The sequence below is a fragment of the Streptomyces sp. NPDC048277 genome (genome assembly GCF_040652235.1).
Classification (GTDB): Bacteria; Actinomycetota; Actinomycetes; order Streptomycetales; family Streptomycetaceae; genus Streptomyces.
On record NZ_JBEZLQ010000007.1, the window covers coordinates 176,155 to 190,119 of the forward strand.

The 13,965-nt window shown below is 72.7% G+C and carries 11 protein-coding genes; 7 read left to right on the top strand and 4 right to left on the bottom strand.

Features of this window, described 5'->3' with window-relative positions:
* From AB0D85_RS17970 to AB0D85_RS17985, 4 genes are all read left to right on the top strand, one after another.
* Nucleotides 1-2,416 (top strand): SUKH-4 family immunity protein (locus AB0D85_RS17970; RefSeq protein WP_362320849.1); only part of this gene is annotated, 2,416 nt, incomplete at its 5' end.
* Between the two features lie 121 nt (nt 2,417-2,537).
* Nucleotides 2,538-3,437: an RNA polymerase subunit sigma-70 gene (locus tag AB0D85_RS17975; RefSeq protein WP_362320851.1), complete on the top strand. Its 900-nt coding sequence runs from the start codon at nt 2,538-2,540 to the stop codon at nt 3,435-3,437.
* Between the two features lie 183 nt (nt 3,438-3,620).
* On the top strand, nt 3,621-4,178 hold the full coding sequence (locus tag AB0D85_RS17980; RefSeq protein WP_362320854.1) for a dihydrofolate reductase family protein: 558 nt from the start codon (nt 3,621-3,623) through the stop codon (nt 4,176-4,178).
* Between the two features lie 163 nt (nt 4,179-4,341).
* Nucleotides 4,342-5,232 (top strand): cellulose-binding protein, encoded by an 891-nt coding sequence (locus tag AB0D85_RS17985; protein WP_362320857.1) that lies wholly within the window; start codon nt 4,342-4,344, stop codon nt 5,230-5,232.
* A 36-nt stretch (nt 5,233-5,268) separates the two neighbouring features.
* On the opposite strand, the gene AB0D85_RS17990 is transcribed toward AB0D85_RS17985, so the two are convergent.
* From AB0D85_RS17990 to AB0D85_RS18000, 3 genes are all read right to left on the bottom strand, one after another.
* Nucleotides 5,269-6,879 (bottom strand): cation acetate symporter, encoded by a 1,611-nt coding sequence (locus AB0D85_RS17990; protein ID WP_362320859.1) that lies wholly within the window; start codon nt 6,877-6,879, stop codon nt 5,269-5,271.
* Nucleotides 6,876-7,286, bottom strand: coding sequence for a DUF485 domain-containing protein (locus AB0D85_RS17995; protein WP_362320862.1), 411 nt, complete (start codon nt 7,284-7,286; stop codon nt 6,876-6,878). The genes AB0D85_RS17990 and AB0D85_RS17995 overlap by 4 nt, the downstream gene beginning before the upstream one ends.
* A 189-nt stretch (nt 7,287-7,475) precedes the next feature.
* Entirely contained in the window at nt 7,476-8,969 is a 1,494-nt protein-coding gene (locus tag AB0D85_RS18000) for an MFS transporter (RefSeq protein WP_362320864.1), read from the bottom strand.
* A gap of 486 nt (nt 8,970-9,455) precedes the next feature.
* Between AB0D85_RS18000 and AB0D85_RS18005 the strand changes: the two genes are divergently transcribed.
* Nucleotides 9,456-10,244, top strand: a complete 789-nt coding sequence (locus AB0D85_RS18005; protein WP_362320867.1) for an ABC transporter ATP-binding protein — start codon at nt 9,456-9,458, stop codon at nt 10,242-10,244.
* Nucleotides 10,241-12,820 (top strand): FtsX-like permease family protein, encoded by a 2,580-nt coding sequence (locus AB0D85_RS18010; RefSeq protein WP_362320870.1) that lies wholly within the window; start codon nt 10,241-10,243, stop codon nt 12,818-12,820. The genes AB0D85_RS18005 and AB0D85_RS18010 overlap by 4 nt, the downstream gene beginning before the upstream one ends.
* Before the next feature lie 117 nt (nt 12,821-12,937).
* Here the strand turns inward: AB0D85_RS18010 and AB0D85_RS18015 are convergent, their stop codons facing one another.
* The gene (locus AB0D85_RS18015) at nt 12,938-13,345 is read right to left on the bottom strand and encodes a RidA family protein (RefSeq protein WP_362320872.1); all 408 of its coding nucleotides are present in this window, start codon (nt 13,343-13,345) and stop codon (nt 12,938-12,940) included.
* A 97-nt stretch (nt 13,346-13,442) separates the two neighbouring features.
* On the opposite strand from AB0D85_RS18015, the gene AB0D85_RS18020 reads away from it, so the two are divergent.
* On the top strand, nt 13,443-13,823 hold the full coding sequence (locus AB0D85_RS18020; protein ID WP_362320875.1) for a helix-turn-helix domain-containing protein: 381 nt from the start codon (nt 13,443-13,445) through the stop codon (nt 13,821-13,823).
* The last annotated feature ends 142 nt before the right edge of the window (nt 13,824-13,965 follow it).

Sequence of the window (13,965 nt, forward strand, 5' to 3'; positions counted from 1 at the left end):
GGCGCCCGCGGCTCCGCCCGCGCCGTCGTCGTACGGCTACCCGCAGGCGCCGTCTGGTCCGGCGGCTCCTTCGCCGGGTGCGTCGTCGTACGGCTATCCGCAGGGGTCGGCCGGTCCCGCCGTACCGCCGTCGGGTGCGCCCGGCTATCCGCAGGCGCCCGCGGCTCCGCCCGCGCCGTCGTCGTACGGCTACCCGCAGGCGCCGTCTGGTCCGGCGGCTCCTTCGCCGGGTGCGTCGTCGTACGGCTACCCACAGGGGCCGGCCGGTCCGGCCGCGCCTCCGCCGGGTGCGTCGTCGTACGGCTACCCGCAGGGGTCGGCTGGTCCCGCGGCACCGCCGTCGGGTGCGCCCGGCTATCCGCAGGCGCCCGCGGCTCCGCCCGCGCCGCCTTCTTACGGCTATCCGCAGGCGCCGGCCGGTGCTCCCGACGCGCCCCGGCCCCCGGCGGGACCGGACGCTTCGGGGCGGCCTCTCGCGCCGAACGCCGGTGACATAGCGGACGTCGCGACGAGCAAGGCCGCGCCTCCTCCGCGCAGGGCGCGCGGTGCGGCCGGTGCGCCGCCGCCACCGCCGGGCGCCCCCGGGATGCCGGGTGCACGCCCCGGGGGTACGCCTCAGCCGCCCGCGCCGGGTGCACCGGCGGGCGGGTACGCGCCGACGCAGCTGGTGTCGGCGTCGGGTTCCGAGGGGCCCGCTGGTCCGGCCGGTGCGGGTGCGGTGCAGACGCCGGGCGCCCCCAACTCACCTGGTGCGCCGGGTACTCCGGGTGGCACGCCCCCCGGCGCCGGCCATCACGCGGCCACGATGCTGGCCGACCCGAGCGGGATGGGGGGTGGGGTCGCGCCGCAGCCTCCGGGCGCCCCGGGCATGCCTGGTGCGCCGGGCGCGCAGGGCGCACCGAATGCCTCGGGGGTACCGAACCCGCCCGGCGCTCCTGGAACTCCCGGAGCCCCTGGCACCCCGGGCGTGCCCCCCGCCCCGGGGGCGCCACAGCCCCCGAGTGCTCCGGGTGCACCTTTCGCCCCGGGCGCACCGCAGGCTGCCGGTGTCCCTGGCGCACCCTTTGTCCCGGGCGCACCGCAAGCCCCCGGTACCCCCGGCGCTCCTGGCTCACCTTTCGCCCCCGGTGCTCCCGGCTCACCTTTCGCCCCCGGCGCCCCGCAGCCGTCTGGTGCCCCCGGTATGCCTCCCGCGCCCGGCGTGCAGGGGTCTGCCGGTGGGGCGGTTCACCATGCGGAGACCGTGCTGGCCGCGCCTCCGGTGGGCGCCCCGGGCGCATATCCGCCCCCGCCCTCCTCCGGGGCACCCGCGGCTGCCCCGGGCGCCCCCGGTATGCCGCAGGGCGCTCCGCGGATGCCGCCGCCGATGCCGGCCGGTGCGATGCCGCCGCCCCCCGTTCCCGGGCAGCAGCCCCCGGCGTACGGCTTCCCGCAGCAGGGGCAGCCGACGGTGGGCCCCGGCTACCAGGCGGTGCTGCGCTACCGGGCGCAGGACGGTTCGGAGCAGCAGCTGATCCGGCGTTCGGCGCCGGGGACACCGCATCCCGAGTGGCAGATCTTCCATGAGCTGCGGGCGATGAACGTGCCGCCGGACCAGGTGCTGGAGCTGCACACGGAGCTGGAGTCGTGCGAGCTGCCGGGTGCCTACTGCGCGCGGATGATCCGGGAGCAGTGGCCGCAGGCGCGGCTCGCGAGCATCGCGCCGTACGGGACGGATCACGCGAGCCGGCAGCAGGGGATGCGGCAACTGCTGGCGCACCAGGGCGAGTTGCACCAGGTGGCGGCGGGCCCCGCGCGGCCCGCGCCGGTGCGGGCGCCGTTGCCGCAGGTGCAGTCCGCTCCGCCGATCCCGCCGGAGGGGATCGCGCAGGAGCTGGCGGCGGCGTTCGGGCCGGGCGTGTTCCGGTTCGAGCAGGCCGCGGTGGACCGGCAGGGCGTGCCGCCGATCGTGGCGCACACGCTGGTGGCGGCGGGGCTGCCGCTGGACATGGGGCCGTTCTTCTGGGCGCAGGCCCAGCCGGGCCGTCCGGTGCCGACGCTGGCGGAACTGGCCCAGGAGCGCGGTGTGCAGCCGGCGCCGGACGCGGCGTCGTACCTCGTCATGGGCACCGACTTCGGCAAGGCGGTCTGTGTGCAGTACGGCACCGCGAACATCGTGGCCGTACCGGTGGAGGCGGGGCCGGGCGGGACGTCCGTGCCGCCGCAGTTCGTCAACACCGGGCTGCCGGAGTTCGCGCGCTGCCTGGCGCTGCTGGGCCGGATGTGGCGGCTCAGGTTCGGCCTGAACCAGGAGCAGGCGGGCCGCTGGACCGTCGACTTCCAGGCCCAGCTGGCCTCCCTGGACCCGGCGGCGCTCGGTTCGCCGGAGAGCTGGTGGTCGGTGCTGCTGGAGCAGATGTGGGACGGGCTGCTCTAGCGCGACGCTAGGACGACCGGTGGGGCCGGTCCGGGCGGATGTCCGGACCGGCCCCTCGTGCGTGTGCGTGTGTGTGCGTCTTCGCCACCCGGCGCGTGTGCTGCGCGGGCATGATGGGCGGGTGGACTTCGAGCCGTACCGGGGCGAGTTGGTGGCGTACTGCTATCGGATGCTGGGCTCGTTCCACGAGGCCGAGGATCTGGTGCAGGAGACCATGCTGCGCGCCTGGAAGGCCCGTGACCGCTACGACCCGGCGCGGGCGTCGGTGCGGACCTGGCTGTACCGGATCGCGACGAACGCGTGTCTGACGGCGCTTCAGGGGCGCGCCCGGCGGCCGTTGCCCTCGGGGCTCGGGGCGCCCGGCACGGATCCGGAGGCGCCGCTCACGCCGGTGCTGGAGGTGCCGTGGCTGGAGCCGTTCCCGGATGCCCGCTTCGACGTGGAGGCGCGTGCCGATCTGCGGCTCGCGCTGGTGGCGGCGCTGCAGGTGCTGCCCGCGCGGCAGCGCGCCGTGCTGGTGCTGCGGGAGGTGCTGGAGTTCAGCGCGGCCGAGGTCGCCGACCAGTTGGAGACGTCGGTGCCGGCCGTGAACAGCGCACTGCAGCGGGCGCGCGCCGCTCTTGCGCGCGTGGGCGCCGTGGACGAGGTGACCGAGCCGGACGATCCCGAGGTGCGGGAGACGGTCCGGAGGTATCTGCGGGCCTTCGAGGCGGCCGATGTGCCCGCGCTCGTGCGGCTGCTCACCGACGACGCGGTCCTGGAGATGCCGCCGCTGGCGCTCTGGTACCGGGGCCGTGGCGACTACGGCCTGTTCATGGAGCGGGTGTTCCGGCTGCGCGGAACCGGCTGGCGCGCGTCCCCCCTGACCGCCAACGGACAGCCCGCGCTCGCCGCGTACGCCCAGGAGCCCGGCGGCGGGCACCGGTTGCACAGCGTGCAGCTCCTCACGGTCACCGGCGGCGGCCGGATCGCGCGGAACGTGGTGTTCACGGACCCGCGCGTACTGGCGGCGCTGCGGTAGCGCCCCGTCAGGGGCGCGGGGCTGTGTCGATATGCGGCTCCGCCGCGTGGGCGCGACCAGCCCCACTGCCCCGCACCGGTAGGTCCGTCGAACAAGTTCCCCGAAGAGGTTCCGTCCCCGCCGATGAGTCCGCCCGGTGGCGCCGGTATGTACCGGTGACCATCGAGCGAAGGGACAACCGTCATGAGCGTTGTCGTCATCCAATTCACCACCCTGGACGGGATCGTGTCCGACCCGGACGGTTCCGAGGGCACCCCGTACGGCGGCTGGCTCTTCCGGTACGGCCGGGAGGAGATCGCCGGGGACAGGTTCCGCCTGGGCAGCACCCTGGACGAGGGGGTCGTACTGCTGGGACGGTCCACCTGGGAGGCCTTCTCGCGGCTGTGGCCGGGCCGTGCCGACCCCTTCGCCGCGCGCCTGAACGCCGCACCGAAGCTGGTCGCCTCCCGCACCCTGTCCGACGTGTCCGCGTGGGCGAACTCCCGTCTCGTCGAAGGCGATCTCCTGGACGCCGTCAAGGCCGAGCGGCGGGACGTGATCGTGATGGGCAGCATCGGTGTGGTCCACGCGCTGGCGGCCGCCGACCTGGTCGACGAGTACCGGCTGGTGGCCTTCCCCACCGTGCTCGGCACCGGCCGGCCGCTCTTCCCGGCCGGCGGCCCGCATGCCGAACTGGAGTGCGTGTCGGCGGAGCGGTCGGGCGCCACGGTGCTGACCCGCTATCTGAGGGCGCGCGGCTGAGCGTTCACGCCCCTTGACGCGCTTGTGCCCCCGGGCGGCGGTCTGTGGTGATTCGGCCGTGACGTATCTGCGGAGTGTCGCGTTATGAACACTTAAGCCCTATCCATCAAGATGTGCGCGAAATAATCATTTCGTGCGGGTCCGGTGGAGAGGGGTTCCCAGGGTGAGCAGCGCATCGCCGTCGCCGTACTGCTTCGTGACCGTCCGGGGGCGTGGCTACCGCCCCGAGCAGGTCGACACGTTCACGGCGGCGCTGTCGGACGACCGGGACGCCGCGTGGGAACGCGCCGCGCGGCTCACCGTCCTGGCCAAGGACATGGAGAAGGAGGTCGAGCGGCTGCGGGCCGTCGTCGCGGAGCTCCCGCCGCAGATGTACGAGTCGCTCGGGGACCGCGCGCAGCGGGTGTTCCGGCTCGTGCTGGAGGAGGCGTCGGCCCTGTGCGGCAACGCCCGGCGGGCGCTCACGGACGGGGTCGCGCAGGCCGCGGCGAGCGCCGAGGAGACGCGCTGTACGGCGCAGGAGCAGGCCGACACACTCCGCGCGGACACCGAGGAACGCGCCCGCCAGCTGCTCCTGGCCGCGCGCGCCGAGGCCGACGACATCCGCGTCGGCGCCCGGCTCGAGGTGAAGGAGCAGCGCGGCGAGGCGCTCGGGGCGCTGCGCGAGCTGCGGCTGCGCACCACCGGGATGCTGGCCGAACAGACCAAGGAGCACGCCGAACGCTGGGCCGAGGCCGAGCGCGAGGAGGTCGCGAGCGCCGCCGCGGTGGACGCGCACAACGCCGAACGCATCGCCCGTGCCGAGGCCGCCCTGGCCGAGGCGCAGTGTGCCCTGGCCGAGGCGGAGGAGTCCGCGCGCCGCTCGGAGGAGGCGGCACACGCGCGTGCCGCCGAGATCCTCGCGGAGGCCCGGACCCAGGAGGATCGCGTCGCGCGGGAGACCGAGCGGGTGCTGCGCGCGCACGGGGAGACCTGGGACGGCGTCCAGGCGCACATGGACCGCATGCGCAACAGCCTCATGTCCCTCACGGGCCGCGCGGCGGCGGCGGAATAGCGCCCCCGGCCCCGCCACGCGCCCTTCCGCGCGCCGTCAGCTCCCCCTGCGCACCGCGCCCGCCAGGATCCACCCCTCCACCGCCTCGTACTGCCGCCGCTGTTCCGCGGCCCTGCGCCGGCCGGAGACCACGGTCCCCAGCCAGCCCAGGAAGAACCCGGCCGGGATGGAGACGATGCCGGTGGTGGTGAAGGGGAACCAGTTGAAGTCGGCGTGCGGGAAGGCGGCCCCCGCCGAGCCGGAGACCAGGTTCGTGCCCGGCATCAGCAGCAGCACGGTGAGGGTGCCGCCGAGGAGCGTGCACATCAGGCCGGTGCGGGTGTAACGGCGCCAGAAGAGGCCGTAGACCAGGGCGGGGGCGAGGGCGGAGGCGCCGAGGCAGAAGGAGAGGGTGACCAGGGGCTGGAGGCTGTGGTGCTGGACCAGGGTCGCCAGGAGGACCGTGGGGACCCCTATGGCGAACGCGGAGGCGCGGGCCAGGTTCATCTCGCGGCGGACCGGCATCTCCTGGACGCGGGTCGCGAAGACGTCGTGGGCGAGGGAGTTGGCGCAGGCGAGGATCATGCCGGCGACGGAGGCGAGCAGGGTCAGGAAGATCGCCGTGGTGACGGTCGTGAACAGCAGCGTCCCGGCCGTCGACACGTCGGTTCCGAACGCCGCGCGGGAGCCCAGCAGATAGGCGGTGTTGCCCTGCGGGTCGGCGGCGGCGATGGCGGTGCGGCCGACCAGGGCGGTGGCACCGAACCCGACGACGCTGATGAGCAGCACGAACAGGGCCACGCCCGACACGGCCCAGGACATCGAGCGGCGGACCTGGCGGGCGCTGGAGGCGGTGTACATGCGCATGGTGACGTGCGGCAGACAGGCGCCGCCGAGGACGATGGTCAGCTCCGAACTGATCATGTCCAGCCGGGGCGCGGGGCCGCCCGTGAACTGGAGACCCGAGTGCAGGAAGGCGTCGCCGGCGCCGCTGCCCCTGGCCGCCGCGGCGAGCAGGGCGCCGGGGTCCCAGTCGAAGCGGTGCAGGATCAGCAGGGCGACGACGGTGCCGGAGCCGAGCAGCATGACGATCTTCAGTATCTGGATGAGAGCGGTGCCCTTCATGCCGCCGATGGCCGCGTAGCCGATCATCAGGGCGCCGAGCCCGACGACACAGCCGGTCTGCACGGCCTCGTTGGAGAAACCGAGGATGAAGGCCATCAGCTGTCCGGCGCCGGCGAGCTGGACGAGCATCAGCGGCAGCAGGGCGGCGACGGTCACCGCGCAGGCCGTGATCCGTACGCAGCGGCCCGGCATCCGGCGGGCCAGCGCGTCGCCCATGGTGAACCGGCCCGCGTTGCGCAGCGGTTCGGCCAGCAGGAACATCAGCAGCATCAGGGACAGCGCCGTGCTGAGGGCGAGGACGACGCCGTCGTAGCCGCACAGGGCGATCACGCCGCCGGTGCCGAGGACGGTGGCCGCCGAGATGTAGTCGCCGGCGATGGCCAGGCCGTTGCGCAGCGGCGAGAGGGAGCCGTAGCCGGTGTAGAACTCGTCGAGGTCGTCGCGGTCCGGGCCGGTCAGCACGCACAGCAGGAGGGTGAGGGTGGCGACGGCGGTGAAGGCGACCAGGGACATGGACTGCGCGGAGTCGCTGAAGCCGGTCACCGTACGGCTCCCCGCCTGGCGTCCAGCTCCGCCGTTCTGCGGATGCGGTCGGCGAGCGGGTCGACATGGCGGCGCGCGGTGTGCTCGTACAGGGCGATCGCCAGCCAGGTGACGGGGAGCTGGAGGAGCGCGAGGAGGAGGCCGGTGGGGACGCCGTCGGCGACGGTGCTCGTCATCACGCCCGGGGCGAACGCCGACAGCACCAGGAACACGGTGAAGTAGCCGAGCGCGGTGAGCGTCGCGGTGCGCCGCTGCAGCCGGTAGGCGCCGCGTAGCACCCGCAGGTCGCTGTGGTGCCCGATCGGCTCCCGGTGCGGCGCAGGGCGCGGCCGCGGCGGCTCGGGCGGCAACGGCTGCCAGGGGTAGGTGAGAGGTGAGGGCTCGCGCGGGGAGGGGTCGTAGGACATCCCGGTGCTCCTTGCGTGGCTCGGGTCCGTGGCGGCGGACCGCAGGGAGAGGAGGGAGCGGGGGACGCACGTTACTCGCAGGTATACGGGGCCCGGGGCGTTTTCCCCCAACTGGCCGGTCGGTATGCGCTTACTGTGCGAGGGCGTGTCTGACCTCGGCTGTTACCCGCGTTAACTCCGTGGCGGGAGTCAGTCCTTGAGGACCGGGAAGCGTCGCGGTGCCACGAACAGCAGGACCAGGAACGCCAGTGCGGCCGCGCAGGCCGCTCCGAAGTACACCGTGTGGACCGCGTCCGCGACCGCGTGGCGGGTGGCTTCGGGGGCCGTTCCGTCGTCAAGCGTGCGCGTGACGGAGTCCAGGTCGCCCGCGCCGCCGAGACGGGCGGCCAGCACGCCGTTGGCGATCGCGCCGAACACCGACGCGCCGATCGTCTGGCCGGTCTGCCGGCAGAAGAGCACCGACGCGGTCGTCGTGCCCCGCTCCTCCCAGCCCACCGTCGACTGGACGCCGACGATCAGGGGGAGTTGGAAGAGGCCCAGCGCGGCGCCCAGCAGGAGCATCAGCAGCGTCGGCTGCCAGGCGGAGCCCGGGTAGGGCAGGAAGGGGAAGGCGAACAGGATCAGCGCGGCCGTGCCGATGCCGATCAGCGCGGTGTCGCGGAAGCCGATGCGCCGGTAGACGTGCTGGCTGAAGGCCGCCGAGATCGGCCAGCTCAGCGTCCACACCGACAGCACGAACCCGGCGGCCACCGGGGCGAGCCCGAGCACCGCCTGCGCGTACGTCGGCAGGAACACCGTCGGTGCCACCATCAGCAGGCCCAGCGTGCCGAGCGCCAGGTTGACGGCCGCGATCGTCCGGCGGCGCCACACCCACCCCGGGATGATCGGCTCCGCCGCCCGGCGCTCGATCCACACCACGAGCCCCACCAGCGCCAGCCCGAGGGCGAACAGCGCGCACGACGGCGCGGACCACCACGCCCACGCCACCCCGCCCTGCACCAGCGCCGTCAGCAGCACGCCCCCGCACGCGAAGACCGCCAGCGCGCCCGCCCAGTCCACCCGCGGGGGCGTGCGCCGCGCGCGCTTCGGCTCGTGGAGATGACGCACTATCAGCCAGAGCGCCGCCACCCCGATCGGCAGATTGACGAGGAAGATCCACCGCCAGTCCGCGTACGCGGCCAGCACCCCGCCGATCCCCGGTCCGGCGACCGCCGACACCGCCCACACCGTGGACAGCTTGGACTGGATCTTCGGGCGCTCCTCAAGGGGGTACAGGTCGGCCGCGAGGGTCTGCACGGTGCCCTGCAGCGCGCCCCCGCCGAGGCCCTGCACGATCCGGAACGCGATCAGCGCGCCCATGTTCCAGGCGAGCGCGCACAGCAGCGACCCCAGCAGGAACACCGCGGCGCCGGCGACCAGCACCGGCTTGCGGCCGAAGGTGTCGGAGAGCTTGCCGTACACCGGGAGGGTCACGGTGACGGCCAGCAGATAGCCGGAGAAGAGCCAGGAGAAGACGGAGAAGCCGCCGAGGTCGCCGACGATCTGCGGTACGGCGGTGGAGACGATGGTGGAGTCCAGTGCCGCCAGCGCCATCGCGAGCATCAGGGCGGCCACCACGGCCCCCCGCCGGCCCGTCCCGGTCTCCCGCCCGGCCGCGCGTATCGAGGGTTGCGTGCTCCCCACCCCGGATCCCCTCCCCATGTGTCCCCCATGCATCTATGTCGTGTACGACAGCTTCCCATCCGTTTCCGGGTGGCGGGAGTACGCATCCGCATGGTGGGAGCGTGCCGCCGGGGCGTGCGCGGGAATCCGCTTGACCCTGACGCGGCGCGAGGGTGGAAGCTGCCTGGACCGACGGGTGGAGCCCGACCCCGAGAAGCGCTCCACCCGTCGGTGGACGTCCCCTAGGGGGTCCTCCGTACTACGGCTCGGGGAGGGTTCGTACCGCCGGAGGAGGAGACGGCACCCCGGTCGTCCTTAACCTGGCTTTACGCCGCCGGGGGGCTGTTGGCCGCACCGGCGGGGGTGGGGTTTTCCCCCGGGCAAGACGGGGCTTCGCACCAGCGCGGGACAGCCCCGCGCACCGCCAGACTCATCGTCGTACCAACCACTCGGCAACAGGACGCAGCACCGCGCTGTCCGTTCGCCGACCGACTTAGGAGACATACCGTGACATCGGCTGTGACCATTCCCAGGCACGGGGGTACTGGAGGGCGTCCGGCCGTTGCCGCACGGGCGCGGCAGGTCGTCAAGGCGTACGGGGCCGGGGAGACCCGTGTCGTCGCCCTCGACCACGTCGACGTGGACATCGCGCGGAGTCAGTTCACCGCGATCATGGGCCCCTCGGGGTCCGGCAAGTCCACCCTGATGCACTGCCTCGCCGGGCTCGACACCGTGACGAGCGGTCAGATCCACCTGGACGAGACCGAGATCACCGGCCTGAAGGACAAGAAGCTCACGAAGCTGCGCCGGGACCGGATCGGGTTCATCTTCCAGGCGTTCAACCTGCTGCCGACGCTGAACGCGCTGGAGAACATCACGCTGCCCATGGACATCGCCGGGCGCAGGCCCGACAAGGAGTGGCTGGGGCGCGTGGTCGACACCGTGGGGCTCGCGGACCGGCTCAAGCACCGTCCCGCCCAGCTCTCGGGCGGCCAGCAGCAGCGCGTGGCCGTGGCGCGCGCCCTCGCCGCACGCCCCGAGATCATCTTCGGCGACGAGCCGACCGGAAACCTCGACTCCCGCGCGGGCGCGGAGGTCCTCGGCTTCCTGCGGACCTCCGTCGACGAGCTGGGCCAGACGATCGTGATGGTCACGCACGACCCGGTGGCCGCCTCCTACGCGGACCGCGTGCTCTACCTCGCCGACGGCCGGATCGTCGACGAGATGTTCAAGCCGACCGCGGACACCGTCCTGGACCGTATGAAGGACTTCGACGCGCGGGGGCGTACGTCATGACCGTCATGAAGACCTCGATGCGCAACTTCTTCGCGCACAAGGGGCGCATGGCCCTGTCGGCGGTCGCCGTGCTGCTGTCGGTGGCGTTCGTCTGCGGCACGCTGGTGTTCACCGACACGATGAACACGACGTTCGACAAGCTGTTCGCGGCGACCTCCTCCGATGTGACGGTCAGCGCCAAGAGCGCCTCCGACACCGGTCAGACCACCTCCGACAACGGCAGGCCGCCGGTCCTGCCGGCCTCGGTGGTGGCCAGGGTCCGCGCGGCGGACGGCGTCAAGTCGGCGGAGGGGACGGTCTTCTCGACGACCGTGACCGTCGTCGACGCCAAGAAGGACAACCTGTCGCCGTCCAGCGGCGCCCCGACCATCGTCGGCAGCTGGAACGGCAACGACGCCCGCACCATGAAGATCAGCTCCGGTACGGCGCCGGAGAACTCCGGCCAGATCATGGTGGACGCCGACACCGCCACGAAGCACCACCTCGGGCTCGGCGACGAACTCGCCGTCATCAGCGCGGTCGGCACGCACACCGCGAAGATCTCCGGCATCGCCGACTTCACCGTCACCAACCCCGGTGCCGCGATCTTCTACCTGGACACCAGGACGGCTCAGCGGACGCTCGTCGGGCGGACCGGCGTCTTCACGAACGTCAACGTGACGGCGGCGCCCGGGGTGACCGACCCGCAGCTGAAGAAGAACGTGATCGGCGAGCTCGGTTCCGCCTACAAGGTGCAGACCGCCAAGGAGACCGCCGACGCCAACCAGAAGGACGTCGAGAGCTTCATGAACGTCATGAAGTACGCGATGCTCGGCTTCGCCGGGATCGCCTTCCTCGTCGGCATCTTCCTGATCATCAACACCTTCTCGATGCTGGTCGCCCAGCGCACCCGCGAGATCGGTCTCATGCGGGCCATCGGCTCCGGCCGCCGCCAGGTCAACCGGTCCGTGCTCGTCGAGGCGCTGCTGCTCGGCGTGGTCGGCTCGGTCCTCGGCGTCGGCGCGGGCGTCGGCATCGCGGTCGGCCTGATGAAGATCATGGGCTCCATGGGCATGCACCTGTCGACCAGCGATCTGACGGTCGCCTGGACGACCCCGGTGGTCGGCCTCGCCCTCGGCGTCATCGTCACCGTCCTGGCCGCCTACCTGCCCGCGCGCCGCGCCGGCAAGGTCTCCCCGATGGCCGCGCTGCGCGACGCGGGCGCCCCCGCCGACGCCAGGGCGAGCGTCGTACGCGCCTTGGTGGGCCTCCTCCTGACCGCCGGCGGCGGCTACGGCCTCTACCTGGCCTCGACCGCCGGCAAGGCCACGGAGGGCGCGAGCTGGCTCGGCCTGGGCATCGTGCTCTCGCTGATCGGGTTCGTCGTCATCGGCCCGCTGCTCGCGGGCGGTGTCGTACGGGTCCTGGGCGCCGCGCTGCTGCGGATGTTCGGCCCGGTCGGGCGCATGGCCGAACGCAACGCGCTGCGCAACCCGCGCCGCACCGGTGCGACGGGCGCCGCCCTGATGATCGGGCTCGCGCTGGTCGCCTGCCTCTCGGTGGTCGGCTCCTCCATGGTCGCCTCCGCCACCGACCAGCTCGACAAAACCGTCGGCACCGACTTCATCATCCAGTCCGACGGCGGCCAGCGGATCACCCCGCAGGCGGTCAAGGCGGTCAAGGACACGCCGGGGCTCGCGCGGGTCACCGAGTACCGGAACACCACCGCCGACTACACCACCCCCGACGGCAAGACCCTCAAGGACACCGACATCACGGCCGCCGACCCGACGTACGCGACCGACCTGCGCACCAAGACCGTCGCCGGGAACCTCAAGGACGCCTACCTGCCCGACTCGATGTCCGTGCACGACAAGTTCGCCAAGGCGCACGGCATCCACCTCGGCTCGAAGATCGCCGTCAAGTTCAAGGACGGGCGTACGGCCCACCTGACGGTCCGCGCGATCACCAGCAGCGACGTCGTCATCGACCAGGGCGCCAAGTACACGTCGATCGCCACGCTCGCCAAGTACGTGCCGGCCGACAGGATGCCGCTGGACCAGCTGGTCTTCGCCACCGCCAAGGACGGGCAGCAGGACGCCGCGTACAAGTCCCTCAAGTCCGCGCTGCACGACTACCCGCAGTACAAGGTGCGCGACCAGACCGACTACAAGCAGGCGCTCAAGGACCAGATCGGCCAGCTCCTGAACCTGATCTACGGCCTGCTCGCCCTGGCGATCATCGTCGCGGTCCTCGGCGTGGTGAACACCCTGGCGCTGTCCGTCGTCGAGCGCACCCGTGAGATCGGCCTGATGCGGGCCATCGGCCTCTCCCGCCGCCAGCTGCGCCGCATGATCCGCATGGAGTCCGTGGTCATCGCCCTCTTCGGCGCCCTGCTGGGCCTGGGGCTCGGCATGGGCTGGGGCGCGACGGCCCAGAAGCTGCTCGCCCTGCAGGGCCTGAAGGTCCTGGAGATCCCCTGGCCGACGATCATCGGGGTCTTCGTCGGCTCGGCCTTCGTGGGCCTGTTCGCCGCACTGATCCCGGCGTTCCGCGCGGGCCGCATGAACGTCCTGAACGCGATCGCGACGGACTGAACGGCCCGAACGGACCGAGGGGACAAAGAGACCACCGCATACGGGGGTTGCGGGGGACGTCCGGCGCCGAGGAGCCACGGGGGCTTCTCGGCGCCGGACGCGTCTGTGCCGCTCGGTTCAGTCGAGTACGGCGGTCGCCTCGACCTCGACCAGATGCTCGGGTACGTCCAGTGCCGCGACGCCGATCAGGGTGGCCGGCGGGACCGGGGTGACGCCCAGCGCCGTGGCCGCCCGCGAGATGCCCTCCAGAAGGGCGGGCATCTTGTCCGGGGTCCAGTCGACGACGTAGAGGGTCAGCTTCGCCACGTCGTCGAAGGAGGCGCCGGCCCCCGCCAGGGCGGTGCCGACGTTGACGTAGCACCGCTCGACCTGGGCGGCGAGGTCGCCCGCGCCGACCGTGGCCCCGTCGGCGTCCCAGGCGACCTGCCCGGCGACGAAGACCAGCCGCGACCCGGACGCGACCGCCACCTGCCGGTAGACGTCAACCGTGGGCAATCCGCTCGGGTTCACCAGGGTGATGGACATGCCGTACCGCCTCCGTGCTCTCTTGTGGTTACTCGGAAACCGTAGGAGAGTGAGCGCTGACGTGGAAGAACGCACTTTTCGGTGACTGGGGAACCAGATGGTGACCAAGCAGCTCGACGGCCTGCCCGAGGACGCGGACCTCAGGCGCGCGGACTCGCTCGCACGGGAGATCTTCTCGGACGTCGCCAACAAGTGGGCGCTGCTGATCATCGAGGCGCTCGGCGACGGCACCCGGCGCTTCAGCGAGCTGCGCGGCGAGGTGGAGGGCATCAGCCACAAGATGCTCACCCAGAACCTGCGGATGCTGGAGCGCAACGGCCTGGTCGGGCGGACCGTCCACCCCACCGTGCCGCCCCGGGTCGACTACACCCTCACCGAGGCCGGTCACGGACTGCGGGCGACGGTCGACGGGATGTGCGAGTGGACCCAGCGCCACCTCGCCCACATCGAGACGGCCCGGCGGCGCTTCGACGGCTGACGGTGCCGCCCGCGCCGCACCGCGGGCGTGGCATACGCGCGGCATATGTGACGTGAGGTGTTCGCGCCGGAGGTTGTCCACAGCCCCGGCGGTCGCGTCGGCGTCGTCGTACGCTGGAGACCCCCCGGCCGCAGCCCGCGCC